Origin of the sequence: Pseudomonas sp. TWI929 (assembly GCF_039673335.1) — a bacterium.
Lineage (GTDB): Bacteria > Pseudomonadota > Gammaproteobacteria > Pseudomonadales > Pseudomonadaceae > Aquipseudomonas.
On record NZ_JBDJLK010000036.1, the window covers coordinates 1 to 19,189 of the forward strand.

Here is a 19,189-nt window from a genome sequence, read left to right on the forward strand (position 1 = left end):
CACCCACGCCGAGCAGGGCGAAGACGTCTACAACGACGCCGGCCAGATCAGCCTGGGCATCAAGGAAGCGGTTGACGCGACCGGTGCCGGCTTCGAAAACCTGCAGTACGGCGGCGCGGCGACCGTTCAGGTCACCGACACCACCGACGAAGTGGTCGCGACCCTGACGGCCAGCGAGTCGGTGAGCGAAGGCGGGGTGATCACCTACACCATCACCCTGACCAACGCCGATGGCCTGCCGATCAACAACCACTCGGCCCTGTACTTCACCCTGAGTGACAAGACCGTGATTATGGTGCCGGCTAATACGGCTACCGGCTCGGCCACCGTCATTGCGCCTGACAACGTGTACACCGGCAGCAACCCGGCAGTTGTAAACGCTATCGACGCGGTCAGCGGCGCTGATGCCTGGAAGTTCGAGCAACTGACCCTGGACAAGACTCCAGTCAGCACCACCGTGACCGACGAGCCAGGCTCGGGTACCCCGAGCACTCCGGGCCACGAGAACCACGGTGACGTTGTACTGGTCACCATCTGTGCGAACCAGGCTTCGGTGGCTGAGAACGTCAATCCGACCTTCACCGTGCATATCAACACCGTGCTGGATCACGACTTGCTCGTGACCCTGAGCAACGATGCGGTGGTGACCATCAAGGCCGGTCAGCTCAGCAGCGAGCCGTACACCCACGCCGAGCAGGGCGAAGACGTCTACAACGACGCCGGCCAGATCAGCCTGGGCATCAAGGAAGCGGTTGACGCGACCGGTGCCGGCTTCGAAAACCTGCAGTACGGTGGCGCGGCGACCGTTGAAGTCACCGACACCACCGACGAAGTGGTGGCCAAGCTGACTGCGACCCCTTCGGTTACCGAAGGCGGGGTGATCACCTACACCATCACCCTGACCAACGCCGATGGCCTGCCGATCAACAAGCACGGCGAACTGACCTTCACGCTGAGCGACGGCAAGACTGTCATCACCGTGCCGGCCAACAGCGCTACCGGTTCGATCAACGTCACTGCTCCGGACAACGTCTACACCGGCACCAACCCGGCGATCGTCAAGTCGATCGATACCGTGACCGGCGCAGATGTCGGCAAGTTCGAACAACTGACCCTGGACAAGACGCCGGTCAGCACCGCCGTGACCGACGAGCCAGGCTCGGGTACCCCGAGCACCCCTGGCCATGAGAACCAGGGCGATGTGGTGCTGGTCACCATCACCGCCAACCAGGATACAGTGGCGGAAAACGTCAAACCGACCTTCACCGTGCACATCAACACCGTGCTGGATCACGACTTGCTCGTGACCCTGAGCAACGATGCGGTGGTGACCATCAAGGCGGGTCAACTCAGCAGCGAGCCGTACACCCATGCCGAGCAGGGCGACGACGTCTACAACGATGCCGGCCAAATCAGCCTGGGCATCAAGTCGGCGGTTGACGCGACCGGTGCCGGCTTCGAAAACCTGCAGTACGGTGGCGCGGCGACCGTTGAAGTCACCGACACCATCGACGAAGTGGTTGCGACCCTGACGGCCACTGAGTCCGTGAGCGAAGGCGGGGTAATCACCTACACCATCACCCTGACCAACGCCGATGGCCTGCCGATCAACAAACATGGCGAGCTGACCTTCACCTTGAGTGACGGCAAGACTGTCATCACGGTGCCGGCCAACACCGCTACCGGTTCGATCAACGTCACTGCTCCGGACAACGTCTACACCGGCAGCAATACGCCTGTGGTGCAGTCGATCGGTACCGTTACCGGCGCTGATGTCGGCAAGTTCGAACAACTGACCCTGGACAAGACCCCGGTCAGCACCACGGTGACCGACGAGCCAGGCTCGGGCACCGCGAGCACCCCAGGCCACGAGAACCAGGGCGATGTGGTGCTGGTCACCATCACCGCCAACCAGGAATCGGTGGCCGAGAACGTCAAACCGACCTTCACCGTGCACATCAACACCGTGCTGGATCATGACCTGCTCGTGACCCTGAGCAACGATGCGGTGGTGACCATCAAGGCGGGTCAGCTCAGCAGCGAACCGTATACCCATGCTGAGCAGGGCGACGACGTCTACCTCGACAAGGGCGAAATCAGCCTTGGCATCAAGGAAGCGGTTGACGCTACCGGTGCCGGTTTCGAAAACCTGCAGTACGGTGGCGCGGCGACCGTTGAAGTCACCGACACCATCGACGAAGTGGTGGCGACCCTGACGGCCACTGAGTCCGTGAGCGAAGGCGGGGTAATCACCTACACCATCACCCTGACCAACGCCGACGGCCTGCCGATCAACAAACATGGCGAGCTGACCTTCACCCTGAGCGACGGCAAGACTGTCATCACGGTGCCGGCCAACACCGCTACCGGCTCGATCAACGTCACGGCTCCGGACAACGTCTACACCGGCAGCAATACGCCTGTGGTGCAGTCGATCGGTACCGTTACCGGCGCTGATGTCGGCAAGTTCGAGCAACTGACCTTGGACAAGACTGCGGTCACTACCAAGGTCGTCGACGAACCCGGCTCGGGCACCCCAGGCGAGAACAACCATGGCGACAAGGTCGAGCTGAGCATCGTTGCCAACCAGTCCTCGGTCTTCGAGAACGAGAAACCGACCTTCACTATCAGCATCAAGGAGGCCCTGGACCAGGACCTGACCGTGCAGCTGGGTGCAGGCAAGTCGGTAGTCATCGTCAAAGGCGAGACCTCTGCGATCTGGACCAACGATGTACAGGGCGAAGACGTCTACGTCGACGGAGGCTCCCTGACTGTCAGCATCACCGGCACCAGCGTGCCGGATGGTCGCCCGTTCGAGAACCTGGTCCTGACCAAGCCTTCGGCGAGCGTCGAGATCAAGGATACCCAGACCGAGGTCGTGGCCAAGCTGACTGCGACGCCGGAAGTGACCGAAGGCGGCAGCATCGTCTACACCGTCACCTTGACCGGCCCGACTGGTTTGCCGATCAACAACCACGGTGCCCTGACCTTCACCCTGAGTGACGGCAAAACCACCATCACCGTACCGGCCAACCAAACCAGCGGCAGCGTGACTGTGGCCGCTCCGGACAACGTGTACATCGGCGACACCACCGTCAGCCTGTCGCTGAAGTCGGTGGATGGCCCAGGCGCAAGCCGCTTCGAAAACCTCAAGCTGGACGACAAGGCCGCCAGCACCAAAGTGGTCGACGAACCCGGCGTGGGCACCCCAGGCGAGAACAACCATGGCGACAAGGTCGAGCTGAGCATCGTTGCCAACCAGTCTTCGGTCTTCGAGAACGAGAAACCGACCTTCACCATCAGCATCAAGGAGGCCCTGGACCAGGACCTGACCGTGCAGCTGGGTGAAGGCAAGTCGGTAGTCATCGTGAAAGGCGAGACCTCTGCGATCTGGACCAACGATGCACAGGGCGAAGACGTCTATGTCGACGGAGGTTCCCTGACTGTCAGCATCACCGGCACCAGCGTGCCGAATGGTCGCCCGTTCGAGAACCTGGTCCTGACCAAGCCTTCGGCGAGCGTTGAGATCAAGGACACCATCGACCCAACCGGCCTGAGTCTGCGCGCCACGCCGACCGTAGAAGAAGGTGGCCAGATCACCTATATCGCCACCTTGACCAACAAGGCCGGCACTGACATGACCATCAAGCTCAGCAACAACGCCGTCATCATCATCGAAGCGGGCAAGCTCTCCGGTAGCGTTACCGTTCCGGCACCAACCGATGACGTCTATATCGACGCAGGCAACGTTTCGGCGAAGATCACCGAAACCAGCGGTGGTAACTTCGAGAAACTGAACGTTAGCGAAACAGCGGCGGTCACCGCGGTCACGGATACTATCCAGGCCACCACCTTGAGCATCAGCGGTAGCACTGCCGTCGCCGAAGGTGGCAACGCCACGTACGTACTGAACCTGACCAACAAGGCCGAGACCGACGTCACCGTCAAACTGACCTACACCGGCACTGCGACCAATGGCGTGGACTTCACCGGCGTGGCCACTGTGGTGATCAAGGCCAATGACACGCAGGCAACATTCATCATCCCGACCGCCAAGGACAACGTCACCGAGGGTACCGAGAACTTCACCGTCAAGATCGATTCGGCCACTGGCGGCAACTTCGAGAGGCTCGACATCAGCAGCAGCGCCGGTAGCGTGACTACCCAGATCTTCGAGCCGGCTCCGGTTCTGGACCTGGATGGCAACGACTCCAGCGGCAAGACCGGTGCCGACTACCAGACCACCTTCACCGAGAACCAGCCGGGCAGCGGTGTGTCGATCGGCGATGTGGACGTCACCATTACCGACTTCGACAGTTCGAGGCTGACCGGTGCGACGGTCACCCTGACCAACCGCCAACCGGGTGATGCGCTGAACCTGGGCAACAGTGTCAACGGTATCTCGATCAACGCCAACACCACCGAAGGCAAGGTAGTGCTGACCCTGAGCGGCTCGGCAACGCTGGCCGACTATATCCAGGCGATCAAGAACATCACCTTCATCAATAGCAGCGAGAACCCGAGCACCACGCCGCGCGTCATTACCGTGACAGTAACCGACGGCGTGAACACCTCGAATACCGCTACTACCACGGTGAACGTCATAGCGGTCAACGACGCACCGGTCGCTACAGGCGGCGCCGTCAGCGGCTTCGAAGACACGCCGCTGGTGCTGGGCTGGAGCGACTTCAACGTTTCCGACGTCGACAGCGCTCTGTCGAGCCTGGGCCTGACCTTCACCCAGCTGCCTGCGGGTTCCCTGCAGCTGTTCAATGGCACCGCCTGGGTCAACGTGGCCCAGAACCAGACCGTCAGCCAGGCCGACATCGCTGCCGGCAACCTGCGCTTCGTGCCGAAACTCAACGAGTCGGGCATCGACGGCTACGGCGGTAGCGGCATCGGCAACAAGCAGGCCGACTACGCCCAGATCAAGTACAAGCCTACCGACGGTGTCGCTGCGGGCAGCGAGGCCACGCTGAAGGTCGACATCGCGCCTGTGGCCGACAAGCCTGACCTGAACATCGGTAGCAACACCCCCGATTCGCTCGGCCTGACCCGGGAAACCTGGAACAGCCTCAGCGGCCTGGGCACCAACGGCAACGGCATCAGCGGTGCTGCGCTGAAGACCGTGTTTGCCAACTCCGGCAGTGCCAGCAAGACCGAGCAGGTTACCAGTGCCGATTCGGGCAGCAGCGTTACCGCCGGTACTGGCTCGAAGACCTCCGGCCTGATCTACCTGGAAGCGGGCAAGACCTACACCTTCAGCGGCGTCGCCGATGACAGCCTGCAGGTCTACATCGGCAAAGACAGCGTGGTCGGCGCCACCTGGGGCGCGAACGGCACGATTTCCGGCAGTTATACGCCGCTCGTCAGCGGCTACTACACCCTGGAGATCTACCACGCCAACCAGGCCGGCCCGGGCAGCCTGGACATCAACGTCAAGGTCGGTAACGGCCCGGTGACCGACCTGAACAGCTCGGCCATCCCGATGTACCCGAACGTGACTGCCATGGGCAACGCCGGGCTTTCCGTGTCTGACTTGCACGGCAGCGATGGCCAGGGCTACTACGACGGCTACAAGCTCAACGAAGGGCCGGAGAACGGCACTGTCAAGCTGGTCGGCATCTCGACCAACCTGACCGACACCGACGGCTCGGAAAGCCTGACCGTCAAGCTCGACGGCATTCCGGCAGGCTCGGTGCTCAGCGATGGCGCCGGTCATACCGTTACCGTCGGTGCCACCTCGGTCGATGTCACCGGCTGGAACCTCAACGGCCTGAGCATCAAGCCGCCTGCGTACTACCAGGGCCAGTTCGACGTGAAGGTTACCTCGACCGCCACCGAGAGCGTGGGCTCCAGCAAGGCGACCAATGAAGGCACGATCAAGGTAACCGTCTATCCGGATACCTACACTACCGCCAACCTGACCACCGACAGCGACACGTTCACCGGCACCGTCACCAGCGACATCATTGTTGCCGACATCAGTGGCCTGCACGTAACGCCGGGTCAGGACTACAACATTGCGTTCATCGTCGACACCTCGGGCAGTATGGGCAGTGCGGTCGATGCCGCGCGCAACTCGCTGAAGTCGGTGTTCGATACCTTGGCCAACAGCGTCAAGGGCGCACAATCCGGCACAGTGAACATCCTGCTGGTGGATTTCTCCACCCAGGTGAACAGTACGATCTCGGTCAACCTGGGCGACAAGAACGCGCTGAGCAGCCTCTACAAAGCACTCAATGCGATGTATTCCGACGGGACGACCAACTACGAGGACGCCTTCAAGACTACCGCCAACTGGTTCCAGCAACTCAAGGATGCCGGTAACACCGGTAGCCGCCAGACGTTCTTCATCACTGACGGTCAGCCGAACAGGTTCATGAGCGGTGAGTACGACGCCGTCTTCAAGAACACCAACACCACGCTGGATGCCGCGCTCAAATCGATCAACTACAAATTGGGCGACGTAGTCACCGACAAGTTGGTAGGTACCAACAACCGCTTCAGCATCGATGCCAAAGGCAACGTGACCTCCGAGTACAAGACCAGCAGCAACAACAACAACTGGCGTAGCGACAGTGATGCTTCCGGGCAATTGCATGCCCAGGGTGACGGGACCTATGAGTTCTCTTACGTAGCCAGTTCCTACTACGACTACTACGTGGACCAAAACTCCCAACAGAGCTTCCTGTTGTTGTCCAAGCTGTCTGGCGTGGAGGCTATCGGCCTCAACAGCGCGGTCAATTTCAACGACCTGAAGCCTTACGACACCGATAGCAAGCCGCAGACCAATATCGACCCGAGCAAGCTGGCGGAAGCGATCCTGGGCCACAGCGAAGCTACGGTGCCGGGCAACGACACCGTCAACGGAGGTGATGGCAACGACATCATCTTCGGTGACCTGGTGACCTTCGGTTCGGTCGCCGGCAACGGTGTCGAAGCCATTCAGGGCTATGTCGCAGGCCAGTTGGGGGTGGCCCTGGGCGATGTCGACGGTCGCGTATTGCACAAGTACATCGTCGAGCACGTCAGCGAATTCGATGTCTCGCGCAGCAACGATGGCAACGACATCCTCAACGGCGGCAATGGCAATGACATTCTGTTCGGCCAGGGCGGCAACGACACCCTCGACGGCGGCAAGGGCAATGACATCCTGATCGGCGGCGCGGGCAAAGACATCCTGCTCGGCGGTGAAGGCAATGACATCCTGCTTGGCGGCAAGGGCGACGACACCATGACCGGTGGCAGTGGTGCCGACACCTTCGTGTGGAAGGCTGGCGATACCGGTAATGACGTGATCAAGGACTTCAAGGTGGCCGAGGGTGACCGTATCGACCTGAAGGACCTGCTCCAGAACGAGAAAGGCAGCACCATCGACAACTACCTGAAGCTCACCACAGTGGAAGGCACGACTACGCTGCAAGTCAGCAGCGAAGGCAAGCTAAACGCCGCCGGTGGTACCGCCAACGCTGACGTGACCATCAAGCTGGAAGGGGTGAACTGGTCCAACACCACGATCAATTCGTTGATCAGCGGTGCTGACCCAACCATCATCATCCACAACAAGGACAACTGATGCGCTAGCGGGCTGCTCTGCAGCCCGATCGCCGGCAAGCCAGCCCCCACAGGTACTGTGCAACCCCTCAAGGTTGTGCGGACCCTGTGGGAGCCGGCTTGCCGGCGATTGGCCGCGCAGCGGCCATGGCTCTTTCCTGCCATCTTCCGACAGCGCATACTCTGGCGCCGGGCCTGCGTGCCCGGTGATCTTTGCCTATGCTGCTGTCTACCATCCAGGAACCAACGTGACGAGGGATACCGCCATGTTCTACGTGCAACGCGACGCCGCCGGCCAGCTGCTGCGGGTAGAAGCAGCCGCTTTTGACCAGTTCACCGAAATGCTCCCCGCCGACCATGCCGATATCCAGGAATGGTTTGCCGATGACGTCGTGGAAAACAGCCTCAACCAGCTCAAGCAAAGTGACCTGGACATGATCCGCGTGCTCGAGGACCTGATCGACGTACTGACCGCCAAGGGCGTATTCAAGATCACCGACCTGCCCCCCGGCGCGCAGGCCAAGCTGCTTAACCGTTCCACCGCGCGCAAGGCGCTCAGCAGCCTGACCAATCTCATTGAGGAAGAAGAGCAGGGCGGGCTGATCTGAGCACGGCTCAGCCCAACCCCAGTGCTATGTTTATTCTTTAATGGTATTTAAAATATTTCTCTTATGACTTTATAGTTACTTCCACTGCGTACCCGTCGACCAATCGATGCGCCGCACGACTTGAACCCACACGGGAAATCCCCGTGCGTTTCTGATCGTTGCGCGCCATTGAAGTCGCGCACTGCGTGGGAGTGAAAAATGTCAGCCGCCTCGAACGCCTTGTCGACCATCGACAGCGCCCAGCCGCAACGCTTCGAAGTCCGCCCCTTCTCCGGTGCCACAGGCGCCGAGATCATCGGCCTGGATTTGGCCAAACCGGTCAACGCCGAGGATTTCACCCGTATCCATCGCGCCCACCTCGACTACCATGTGCTGGTGTTTCGCGGCCAGCGCATCAGCCCGGATCAGCAGATCGCTTTCAGCCGCCGCTTCGGTCAATTGCAAATCCACGTGCTCAAGCAGTTTCTGCTGGCAGGCCACCCCGAAATCCTGATCGTTTCCAACATCATCGAAAACGGCCAGAACATCGGCCTGGGCGATGCCGGCAAGTTCTGGCACTCGGACCTGTCGTACAAAGAGCTGCCCAGCCTCGGCTCCATGCTGCATGCCCAGGAATTGCCCAGCGAAGGTGGCGACACCTTGTTCGCCGACATGCACAAAGCCTGGGACGCCGTGCCTGATGCTCTGCGCAAAGTGGTCGAGGGCCGCAGTGCCGCTCACTCCTACACGGCCCGTTATGCCGAAACCAAATTCGAAGGCAACTGGCGCCCGACCCTGACCGCCGAGCAGTTGGCTCAGGTACAGGAGGTTATCCACCCGGTGGTACGCACCCACCCGGAAAACGGCCGCAAGGCGCTTTTCGTCAGCGAAGGCTTCACCACCCGCATCGTTGGCCTGCCAGATGACGAAAGCCGCGACGTGCTGCAACAGTTGTACGCCCTGAGCGTGCTGGAGCAGAACATCTACCGCCACCAATGGCAGCCCGACGACCTGGTGTTCTGGGACAACCGCTCGCTGATCCACCTGGCCACCGGCTGCCCCGCACACCTGCGGCGCAAGCTGTACCGCACCACCATCCAGGGCGATGCCCCGTTCTGACGACTGAGGAAACCATCATGCGCAAATCCATCAGCCGCCTGGCGGCAAGCATCGGCCTAGGTGCAAGCCTGGTCGTCGGCAGCCTGGCAGCCCCCGCCGCAGCGCAAGCAGAAGGCAAGATCCGCATCGCCGAGCAGTTCGGCATCGTCTACCTGCTGCTGAACGTGGTGCGTGACCAGCACCTGATCGAAAAACACGGCAAGGAGCAGGGCATCGACATCGAAGTCGACTGGGCCCAGCTTTCGGGTGGTTCGGCGATCAACGACGCCTTGCTGTCCGGCTCGGTAGACATCGCCGGTGCCGGCGTTGGCCCGCTGCTGACCGTATGGGACCGCACCAAGGGCCGGCAGAACGTCAAGGCCGTGGCTTCGCTGGGCAACTTCCCGTACTACCTGGTCAGCAGCAACCCCAATGTGAAGACCATCGCCGATATTTCCGACAAGGACCGCATCGCCGTGCCGGCGGTAGGCGTCTCGGTGCAATCGCGCTTCCTGCAGTATGCCGCCGCCCAGCAGTGGGGCGACAAGGAATACAACCGCCTCGACAAATACACCCTGGCCGTGCCGCACCCCGATGCCACCGCCGCGTTGCTGGCAGGTGGCACCGAGCTGAACGGGCACTTCTCCAACCCGCCGTTCCAGGACCAGGTGTTGGCCAACAAGGACGTGCATGTGGTGCTCAACAGCTACGACCTGCTCGGCCCCAACTCGCCGACCTTGCTGTTTGCCACCGAAAAATTCCGCAAGGACAACCCGAAAACCTACAAGGCCTTCGTCGACGCCCTGGCCGAAGCCGCAGACTTCGCCCAGAAGGACAAGGCTGCTGCCGCCGACACCTACATCCGCGTGACCAAGGCCAAGATCGACCGCGACGCGCTGATCAAGCTGATCGACAACCCGCAGTACGAGTTCACCGTCACGCCCAAGAACACGTACAAGCTGGCCGATTTCCTTTATCGGGTAGGTGCCATCAAGCACAAGCCGGAATCGTGGAAGGACTATTTCTTCCAGGATGAACGCCCGTTGCAGGGGAGCTGAGCGATCATGACCGCCCCTTTGCCAGGCCACACGGCCAGCAACCTGAGCCCTGTCGCCACGCCGCCTTTGCTCAAGGTGGATAACCTCAGCCTCGAATACCGCACCGCGCAACGCGTGGTGCGCGCCACTCACCAGGTCAGCTTCGAAGTCGATCGTGCCGACCGCTTTGTACTGCTCGGCCCCTCCGGTTGCGGCAAGTCCACCTTGCTCAAGGCCGTGGCCGGGTTCATCCAGCCACAGGAAGGGCAGATATTGCTGCAGGGCCAGCCGGTCCGCGGCCCAGGCCCCGACCGCATCGTGGTGTTCCAGGAGTTCGACCAACTGCCACCGTGGAAAACGGTGAAGCAAAACGTCATGTTCCCGCTGCTGGTGTCTGGCCAGCTCAAACGCGCCGAGGCCGAGGAACGGGCGCTGCACTACCTGGACAAGGTCGGCCTGGCCGCCTTCGCCGAGGCTTATCCGCATACCCTGTCGGGCGGAATGAAGGCTCGCGTGGCGATTGCCCGGGCCTTGGCCATGCAGCCGAAGATCTTGCTGATGGATGAGCCGTTCGCTGCACTCGACGCGCTGACCCGGCGCAAGATGCAGGAAGAACTGCTGCTGCTGTGGGAGGAGGTGCGCTTCACCTTGCTGTTTGTCACCCACTCCATCGAAGAAGCGCTGGTGGTCGGCAACCGCATCCTGCTGCTGTCACCACACCCGGGGCGGGTACGGGCCGAGGTGCACAGCCACCAGTACAACCTGGGCAGCCTGGGCGGCAGCGACTTCCAGGCCAGTGCCCGGCGTATCCATCGTTTGCTGTTCGATGAGGCGGATGTTCCGGAACAGCCGGACGACCTTGGTTTCAACGATATCCGCATCGCTTACTGACAGGAGCTTCAGCCATGGCCACTACACCTGTACGCCAGGAATACGAGGTGCAGCTGCAGCCCCTGCTCAGTGTGCCTGTGGAACGCCAACTGCCCTTGGCCCAGCGCTTGTGGCAGCAAGGCTGGCTACGCAAGGCGGTTATCCTGCTGGTGATCGCCGTGTTGTGGGAGGCCGTTGCCCGCTACCAGGGCAATGACCTGCTGCTGCCAGGCTTCGTGCAAACCGCCGCTGCCTTGTGGGATGGCTTGATCAGCGGAGAACTGCCGGCCAAGGTCGGCGTCTCGCTGGTGATACTGCTCAAGGGTTACGTGCTGGGCATCGTCCTGGCCTTCGGCCTGACCAGCCTGGCGGTTTCGACCCAATTGGGCCGTGATCTGCTGGGTACGCTGACCTCGATGTTCAACCCATTGCCTGCGATTGCCCTGCTGCCCTTGGCCTTGCTGTGGTTCGGGCTGGGTGACAACAGCCTGATCTTCGTGCTGGTGCACTCGGTGCTGTGGGCCTTGGCCTTGAATACCTATGCAGGTTTTCTCGGCGTGTCCGAGACACTGCGCATGGCTGGCCGCAACTATGGCCTGAAAGGGCTGCGGCTGGTGCTGCACATCCTGGTGCCGGCGGCACTGCCCTCGATTTTGTCGGGGTTGAAGATCGGTTGGGCGTTTGCCTGGCGTACCCTGATCGCTGCCGAGCTGGTGTTCGGGGCCAGCAGTGGCAAGGGCGGGTTGGGCTGGTACATCTTCCAGAACCGTAACGAGTTGTACACCGACAAGGTGTTTGCCGGGTTGGCGGTGGTGATCCTGATTGGCCTGCTGGTGGAAGGGCTGGTGTTCAATACATTGGAGCGGCTGACCGTGCGGCGCTGGGGGATGCAGCGCTGACCTGCACTGGCCCTATCGCCGGCAAGCTCCCACAGGTACTCCACAGGCCTTGAGGTTTGTGGGCTTCTTGTGGGAGCTTGCCGGCGATAGGGCCGGTACAGGCTATAGATTCTGGTACTGCGCAGCCGCATTGCTCAGGATTTTGCCAATCTCTTCCCGCAACCCCGCAGGCTGCTCCACCACCACCCCATCGCCATGGCTCAACAGCCACCAACGCAACGGCCAGCCATCACTCACCGTAGCCCGCAACCGATGCCCATGCTCCAGCGCCGTCAGTTGCATGTCGCTGCTCAGCGGCGCTTCGCGCAACTGCCGCGCCAGCGCATCACTGATCCGCGCCACCAGTTCCACGCCTTCACCCTGAGCTGGTTGCAGTGCATCTCCGCGCAGGTGCGTCAGCAGGTCGAAATTGCCGCGCAACTCGCCCACGGCACTCGCCGACCAGTGCCAGCCGAACGGGATGCTCTTGTCATTGCGCTCCAGCGGAAAGATCAGCGACAGCTCATTGAGGTCGCGTTCGACGGTGCGTTTGCTGACAGAAAAGCCCACATCGCGCAGGCGCCACACCAACTCGGCGCTGGTAGTGCCTGGAGAGCGACTGGGCAGCTGGCGCAGCAGCGCCCACTGACGGCTGAGGGTGGCGCGAGTGGTGGCGAACGGCAAAAGGTAACGTCCTTGTCTAGGCTTGCCGCAATAGGATGGCGGCACATGTGGGTGTATGGCAATTGGCCACAGCCTGCTCAGATCAAGGAAGTCGCATTTGGTTGCCTTGTGCCGAATCGTTCGCGACAGGTTTTGACGTGACGTCACGCAGAATCACGCCTCATCACAACCGAAGGTTGGGGTTGTGTGTCGTTCAATGAGGATGAACATGTCTGCTGCCAGCAATATCCATTCGCTGCTTGCCCGTCTTCTACCCGAGCGGGTCATTGCCCCACCGGCCCTTGTCGGGCGGCGACAGCGGCTGTATGCCGGGGTAGGGGTGCCGAGCCAGCGGTCATTGCTGGTCAGCCGCCTGGATGAGGCCAGTGACCTGCAGGCGGTGTATCTAGACCTGCGTCGCCAGGCCTTGCAAGGCAACGTAGCGGCGCTCAACGACCTTGGCTGGATCTGGCTCAACGGCAAGTACTGGCGTGCCGACACCGCGCTGGCCGGGCACCTGCTACGCATGGCAGCTCTGCAGGGTAATGCCGCTGCCTGGTTCAACCTTGGGCAGCAGCATTACTTTGGCAAGGGTATCGACCCCTCTTACGTGCAGGCGGCGGAGTGTTACCGGCAGGCCTTCGAGCGGGGCATGCTGCATGCCGCTGCGGCGTTGGGCGACCTGTATGAGGAGGAGGTGTGCGATGGCGACCTGGATTGGCAAGTCGACCTGGTGCAGGCCTACCAGTGGTTCATGCGCGGGGCCGAGCGGGGCGAGGCGCGCTGTCGCTTTGAAGTGGGTTACCGGTTGATGCACGGGCTGTATGTGGAGACCGACCTCAAGGCCGCGCTCTACTGGCTGGAGTTGGCGGCAGCAGCGGGGGTGGTGCAGGCAGCCGAGGAACTGGCGGTGCATTTCAGCAGCCGCGACGAGGTGCGGTACCAGGAATGGCGGGACCGGGCGGTGCAGATGGGCAGTACATTGGCCTTGACCATGAAGCTGGAAGACCAGATACAGCCCTGAACTTTCTGCTGCCTGCCTGGGCCTCTTCGCGGGTGAACCCGCTCTTACAGGTGCCGCGCATAGCTTGAAGCCTAGGTAGTCCCTGTGGGAGCGGGTTCATCGAGGCGTCGAACCGCCGCGAAAGGGCCGGCACAGGCAACGCAAAATCCCCAGCATGAACAACAATTCATCCATACCCCCCGTCACCCCCTGTTGACGACAGGGGGAGGCACAGGCGTATATTGATAGTTAGCAAACTATGAATATCCTTGGTTCCTTCCATGTCCCTTGATCTCCTGCGCCTGCAAGTCAGCAGCGGCATGGTGGTTGCCGCCCGCCATTGGCGGCGCATCTGCCACGCGGCACTGACCAGCTATGGCATCTCCGAGGCCTGTGCCGCGCCATTGCTGATGATTGTGCGCCTTGGCGATGGCGTGCACCAAGTGGCGGTGGCCCAGGCCGCCGGCCTGGAAAGCCCATCGCTGGTGCGCCTGCTCGACCAGCTGTGCAAGGCCGGCCTGGTCTGTCGCAGCGAAGACCCGCTGGATCGCCGCGCCAAGGCCCTGAGCCTGACCGCCGAAGGCCGTGCCCTGGCCGAAGCCATCGAAGCCGAGCTGGTGCGCTTGCGCCGCGATGTGCTGCACGGCATCGACCAGGCCGACCTGGAAGCCGCCTTGCGCGTGCTACGCGCCTTCGAAGCTGCCGGTCTGGGCAGTGCAGGCGGGGCGGCATGAACGGTTTCTTCAGCTCGGTCCCCCCAGCCCGCGACTGGTTCTATGGTGTGCGCACCTTTGCCGCCTCCATGATCGCCCTGTACATCGCCCTGCTCATGCAGTTGCCGCGGCCCTACTGGGCCATGGCCACGGTGTACATTGTCTCCAGCCCGTTCGTCGGCCCGACCAGCTCCAAGGCCCTGTACCGCGCCGTAGGCACGTTGTTAGGTGCTGGTGGCGCGATTTTCCTGGTGCCGCCGCTGGTGCAGTCGCCGTTGCTGCTGAGCATCGCCATCGCCCTGTGGACCGGCACCTTGCTGTTCCTTTCGCTGAACCTGCGCACGGCCAACAACTACGTGTTGATGCTGGCCGGCTACACCTTGCCGATGATCGCCCTGGCGGTTGTGGATAACCCACTGGCGGTGTTCGACGTAGCGTCTTCCCGCGCCCAGGAAATCTGCCTGGGGATCGTCTGCGCGGCGGTGGTCGGGGCCATCTTCTGGCCACGCAGGCTGGCGCCGGTGGTGGTCGGTGCCACCGGCAACTGGTTCACCGAGGCGATTCGCTACAGTGACACCTACCTGGCCCGCGACGTCAGCGCCGACAAGGTCGGCGGCATGCGCGGGGCGATGGTCGCCACGTTCAACTCGCTGGAGCTGATGATCGGTCAGCTCGGCCATGAAGGCGCCGGCCCGCACACCCTGAAGAACGCCCGCGAGCTGCGCGGCCGCATGATCCACCTGCTGCCGGTGGTCGACGCTCTCGACGATGCCCTGTTGGCCCTCGAAGGCCGCGCCCCGGCGCAGTTTGCCCAGTTGCAACCGTTGCTGGAAAGCGCCCGTGAATGGCTCAAGGGCACCGCCGACAGCGCTTCGGTTGCACGCTGGACCGCCTTGCACGAGCAGATCGAGCGTTTGCAGCCTGGCGCCGCCGCCCTCGACCAGCGCGCCGAGTTGCTGTTGTCCAATGCCTTGTATCGGCTGACCGAATGGGCCGACCTTTGGCAGGACTGCTGCACCTTGCAACACGCCCTACGCAGCGACGATGCCAAACCCTGGCGCGCGGTGTACCGCCACTGGCGCCTGGGCCGCCTGACGGCGTTCTTCGACCGCGGCCTGATGCTGTACTCGGTGGCCTCCACCGTGCTGGCGATCGTCGTTGCCTGCGGCCTGTGGATCGGTCTGGGCTGGAACGAGGGCGCCAGTGCGGTCATTCTCGCCGCTGTGTCGTGCAGCTTCTTTGCCGCCATGGACGACCCAGCGCCGCAGATCTACAAATTCTTCTTCTGGACGCTGATGTCGGTCATCTTCTCCAGCCTGTACCTGTTTCTGGTGCTGCCCAACCTGCACGACTTCCCGATGCTGGTGCTGGCCTTTGCCGTGCCGTTCATCTGCGTCGGCACCCTGACCGTGCAACCGCGCTTCTACCTGGGCACCTTGCTGACCATCGTCAACACCTCCACCTTCATCAGTATCCAGGGCGCCTACGACGCCGACTTCTTCACCTTCCTCAACTCCAACCTGGCCGGCCCCGTGGGCCTGCTGTTCGCCTTTATCTGGACCCTGGTGATGCGCCCGTTCGGCGTGGAGCTGGCAGCCAAGCGCATGACCCGCTTCGCCTGGCGCGACATCGTAGAAATGACCGAGCCGGCGACCCTGGCCGAGCACCGCCAGGTCGGCGTGCAGATGCTCGACCGCCTGATGCAGCACCTGCCGCGCCTGTCGCAAACCGGCCAGGACAGCGGCGTGGCCCTGCGCGACCTGCGCGTCGGGCTGAACCTGCTCGACCTGCTGGCGTACATGCCGCGTGCCGGCCAGCAGGCCCGTGAACGGCTGAACACGGTGATCGAGGAAGTTGGCGCGCACTATGCCGCCTGCCTGCGTGCCGGCGAGCGCCTGCATGCCCCGGCCGCGCTGCTGCGCAACATGGAGCGCGCGCGGTTGGCGCTGAACCTGGATGAACTGTACGAGCGCGGCGACGCCCGCACCCACCTGCTGCATGCCCTGAGCGGCCTGCGCCTGGCGCTGCTGCCAGGGGTGGAGGTGATGCTCGAACCCGCCGAACAACCGCAACTGCCCCCCGGCCTCGACGGAGCGCCCCTGTGATTGGTGAACTGGATATCAGCGGGGTATTCCTGCCCACGCTGCTGGTGATGATGTTTGGCACCTACCTGCTGTTCCTGGGGGTGCACGCGGTGCTGGTGCGCCTGCATTTTTACCGCCTGGTCTGGCACCGGGCGTTGTTCAACGTTGCCCTGTATGCCGTGCTGCTTGGCGCGGTGGACCACTTTTGCCGAAACCTGATGCTGCCATGAAAAAACCTTTGCTGACCCTGGGCCGTGTGGTCCTGACCTTGCTGGTAGTGACCTTCGCCGCCGTGCTCGTGTGGCAGATGGTGGTCTACTACATGTTTGCCCCCTGGACCCGCGACGGCCACATCCGCGCCGACGTGATCCAGATCGCCCCGGATGTGTCCGGGCTGATCCAGAAGGTCGAAGTGCGCGACAACCAGACCGTCAAGCGCGGCGACGTGCTGTTCACCATCGACCAGGACCGCTTCACTCTGGCCCTGCGCCAGGCCAAGGCCACCCTTGGTGAGCGCCAGGAAACCCTGGCCCAGGCCTCCCGCGAAGCGCAGCGCAACCGCAAGCTGGGCAACCTGGTGGCTGCCGAGCAGCTGGAAGAAAGCCAGTCCCGCGAGGCCCGCGCCCGCTCGGCCGTCAGCGAGGCGCAGGTGGCGGTCGATACCGCTCAGCTCAACCTCGACCGCTCGGTGGTACGCAGCCCGGTGGACGGCTACCTCAACGACCGCGCGCCGCGTAACCACGAATTCGTCACCGCCGGCCGGCCGGTGCTGTCGGTGGTCGACAGTGCTTCGTACCACGTTGATGGCTACTTCGAAGAAACCAAGCTTGGCGGCATCCACATTGGCGATGCCGTGGATATCCGCGTGATGGGCGACAACACCCGCCTGCGCGGCCATGTGCAAAGCTTTGCCGCGGGTATCGAAGACCGTGACCGCAGCAGCGGCGCCAACCTGTTGCCCAACGTCAACCCGGCGTTCAGCTGGGTACGCCTGGCCCAACGTATTCCGGTGCGCATCGCCTTTGACGAAGTGCCTGAGGACTTCCGCATGATCGCCGGGCGTACCGCCACGGTGTCGATCATCGAGGGCCAGCGGCCATGAAACAGTTGATCCTGGCCGGCCTGTGCCTGTCGTTGGGGGCCTGCATGATGGTTGGCCCCGACTATGAAGTGCCGAAGGACGCGGCGGTACAACGCAGCGACCTCAACGGCCCGCTGCGCCAGGATGCCGACAGCGTGGTCTCGGCGCCGGTGCCCGAGGACTGGTGGCAGCTGTATCAGGATCAACGGCTGAACGAGCTGGTGCGCCAGGCCCTGGGTGCCAACACCGAGCTGCGAGTGGCCGCCGCCAACATTGCCAAGGCCCGCGCCCAGGTCGAAGTGGCCGAGTCGCAAGGTGGCTTCAACGGTGGCGTCAAGCTTGGCGCCCAGCGCCTGCAGGAGTCTGGCGAAGCGTTCCTGCTGCCCGAGAAGGTGCCGGTGGCCAATATTGGCGAGGCCATCATCAGCGCCTCGTACCAGTTCGACCTGTGGGGCACCTTCAAGCGCGGCACCGAGGCCGCCAAGGCCAATGCCGATGCAGTACAGGCCGCCGCTGATACTGCCCGCATCACCCTGGTGGCCGACGTGGTCAAGGCATATACCCAGGTGTGCTCGGCCAACGAGGAATACCACATCGCCCGCGAGTCGCTCGACTTGCAGGAGCAGAGCGTAAAGCTCAACCAACGCCTGCGTGATGCCGGCCGTGGCGATGAAACCCAGGTCACCCGCTCGCAAACCCAGTTCAAGTCGTTGCGCGCCGAACTGCCACGGTTCAAGGCCGAGCGCGAAACGGGCATGTACACCCTGGCTGCGTTGCTGGCCAAGCCGGTTGACCAGCTGCCTGTCGGCACCGCCGATTGTGCCGAGCTGCCGCACCTGAACCAGTTGGTGCCGGTAGGCGATGGCGCGGCGCTGCTCAAGCGCCGCCCTGACGTGCGCCAGGCTGAACGCCAGCTGGCCGCCGCCACCGCCTACATCGGCGTGGCGACTGGCGCGCTGTACCCGGACATCAGCATCGGCGCCCAGGTAGGTACCATCGGTATCCTGGAAAACCTCGGCGAGCCTTCGACCAACCGTTGGGGCTTTGGCCCGCAGATCAGCTGGACCATCCCCACCAACGGTACCCGTGCCCGCATTCGCATGGCAGAAGCCTCGACCCAGGCGGCCCTGGCCAATTTTGATGGGGTTGTGCTGAACGCCATCCGCGAGACCCAGACCCGACTGGCGCAATACAGCGCTCTGCTGGACCGCCGCGATGCGCTGGCCGAAGCGGAGAAGTCGGCCAAGGAAGCGGCAGACCAGACGCACCGCTATTACCAGGCGGGGCGTGAGTCGTTCCTGGCGGATTTGCAGGCGACGCGGACTTATACCGATATGCGCGCGCAGCTGGCGGCGGCCAATAGCCAAGTGGCGTTGGGGCAGATTGGGGTGTTTCTGGCGTTGGGTGGGGGGTGGAAGGATACTGCCAAACCGTAAAACTGAGGCCGCATTGCGGCCTCATCACCTTTGTATCTTGGCTGGCCTTCCTCAGCTGTAACCAGTATTTCGCTCTCCATCTACAGACGATTAATCCTACAAGGCCAGTCGTTGGCCGCTGACTAGGCCAGGAATGACACCTGGCTTAATGTATTTCATCCGCCTTTTCAGGTGAGTCGCCT

Annotated in this window: 13 protein-coding genes; 12 read left to right on the forward strand and 1 reads right to left on the reverse strand. The window is 62.6% G+C overall.

Going from position 1 to position 19,189, the window contains the following annotated elements:
* The 6 genes from ABE456_RS15915 to ABE456_RS15940 all read left to right on the forward strand — a co-directional run.
* Positions 1-7,579 (forward strand): immunoglobulin-like domain-containing protein (locus tag ABE456_RS15915; RefSeq protein WP_346644768.1); only part of this gene is annotated, 7,579 nt, incomplete at its 5' end.
* Between the two features lie 244 nt (positions 7,580-7,823).
* On the forward strand, positions 7,824-8,165 hold the full coding sequence (locus ABE456_RS15920) for a tryptophan synthase subunit beta (RefSeq protein WP_346644809.1): 342 nt from the start codon (positions 7,824-7,826) through the stop codon (positions 8,163-8,165).
* A 198-nt stretch (positions 8,166-8,363) separates the two neighbouring features.
* Positions 8,364-9,263 carry a TauD/TfdA family dioxygenase gene (locus ABE456_RS15925; protein ID WP_346644769.1) on the forward strand — a complete coding sequence of 300 codons (900 nt, stop codon included), beginning with the start codon at positions 8,364-8,366 and terminating at the stop codon, positions 9,261-9,263.
* A gap of 17 nt (positions 9,264-9,280) precedes the next feature.
* Positions 9,281-10,300 carry an ABC transporter substrate-binding protein gene (locus tag ABE456_RS15930; RefSeq protein WP_346644770.1) on the forward strand — a complete coding sequence of 340 codons (1,020 nt, stop codon included), beginning with the start codon at positions 9,281-9,283 and terminating at the stop codon, positions 10,298-10,300.
* A 6-nt stretch (positions 10,301-10,306) separates the two neighbouring features.
* On the forward strand, positions 10,307-11,170 hold the full coding sequence (locus ABE456_RS15935; RefSeq protein ID WP_346644771.1) for an ABC transporter ATP-binding protein: 864 nt from the start codon (positions 10,307-10,309) through the stop codon (positions 11,168-11,170).
* A 14-nt stretch (positions 11,171-11,184) separates the two neighbouring features.
* Positions 11,185-12,048 carry an ABC transporter permease gene (locus tag ABE456_RS15940; RefSeq protein WP_346644772.1) on the forward strand — a complete coding sequence of 288 codons (864 nt, stop codon included), beginning with the start codon at positions 11,185-11,187 and terminating at the stop codon, positions 12,046-12,048.
* Positions 12,049-12,150: 102 nt separating this feature from the next.
* On the opposite strand, the gene ABE456_RS15945 is transcribed toward ABE456_RS15940, so the two are convergent.
* A complete protein-coding gene (locus tag ABE456_RS15945) occupies positions 12,151-12,711 on the reverse strand; it encodes a WYL domain-containing protein (protein WP_346644773.1) in 561 nt (186 codons plus the stop codon).
* 208 nt (positions 12,712-12,919) lie between these two features.
* Between ABE456_RS15945 and ABE456_RS15950 the strand changes: the two genes are divergently transcribed.
* The 6 genes from ABE456_RS15950 to ABE456_RS15975 all read left to right on the forward strand — a co-directional run bounded on the left by ABE456_RS15950 (position 12,920) and on the right by ABE456_RS15975 (position 19,007).
* Entirely contained in the window at positions 12,920-13,714 is a 795-nt protein-coding gene (locus ABE456_RS15950) for a tetratricopeptide repeat protein (protein WP_346644774.1), read from the forward strand.
* A 260-nt stretch (positions 13,715-13,974) separates the two neighbouring features.
* Complete coding sequence (locus ABE456_RS15955) at positions 13,975-14,427, forward strand: MarR family transcriptional regulator (RefSeq protein ID WP_346644775.1); 453 nt, start codon at positions 13,975-13,977, stop codon at positions 14,425-14,427.
* A complete protein-coding gene (locus tag ABE456_RS15960; RefSeq protein ID WP_346644776.1) occupies positions 14,424-16,511 on the forward strand; it encodes an FUSC family protein in 2,088 nt (695 codons plus the stop codon). Before ABE456_RS15955 ends, ABE456_RS15960 begins: the two co-directional genes overlap by 4 nt.
* On the forward strand, positions 16,508-16,720 hold the full coding sequence (locus tag ABE456_RS15965; protein WP_003255905.1) for a DUF1656 domain-containing protein: 213 nt from the start codon (positions 16,508-16,510) through the stop codon (positions 16,718-16,720). Before ABE456_RS15960 ends, ABE456_RS15965 begins: the two co-directional genes overlap by 4 nt.
* Entirely contained in the window at positions 16,717-17,592 is an 876-nt protein-coding gene (locus ABE456_RS15970; protein WP_300027353.1) for an HlyD family secretion protein, read from the forward strand. The genes ABE456_RS15965 and ABE456_RS15970 overlap by 4 nt, the downstream gene beginning before the upstream one ends.
* Positions 17,589-19,007, forward strand: a complete 1,419-nt coding sequence (locus ABE456_RS15975) for a TolC family protein (protein ID WP_346644777.1) — start codon at positions 17,589-17,591, stop codon at positions 19,005-19,007. Before ABE456_RS15970 ends, ABE456_RS15975 begins: the two co-directional genes overlap by 4 nt.
* Positions 19,008-19,189: the final 182 nt, after the last annotated feature.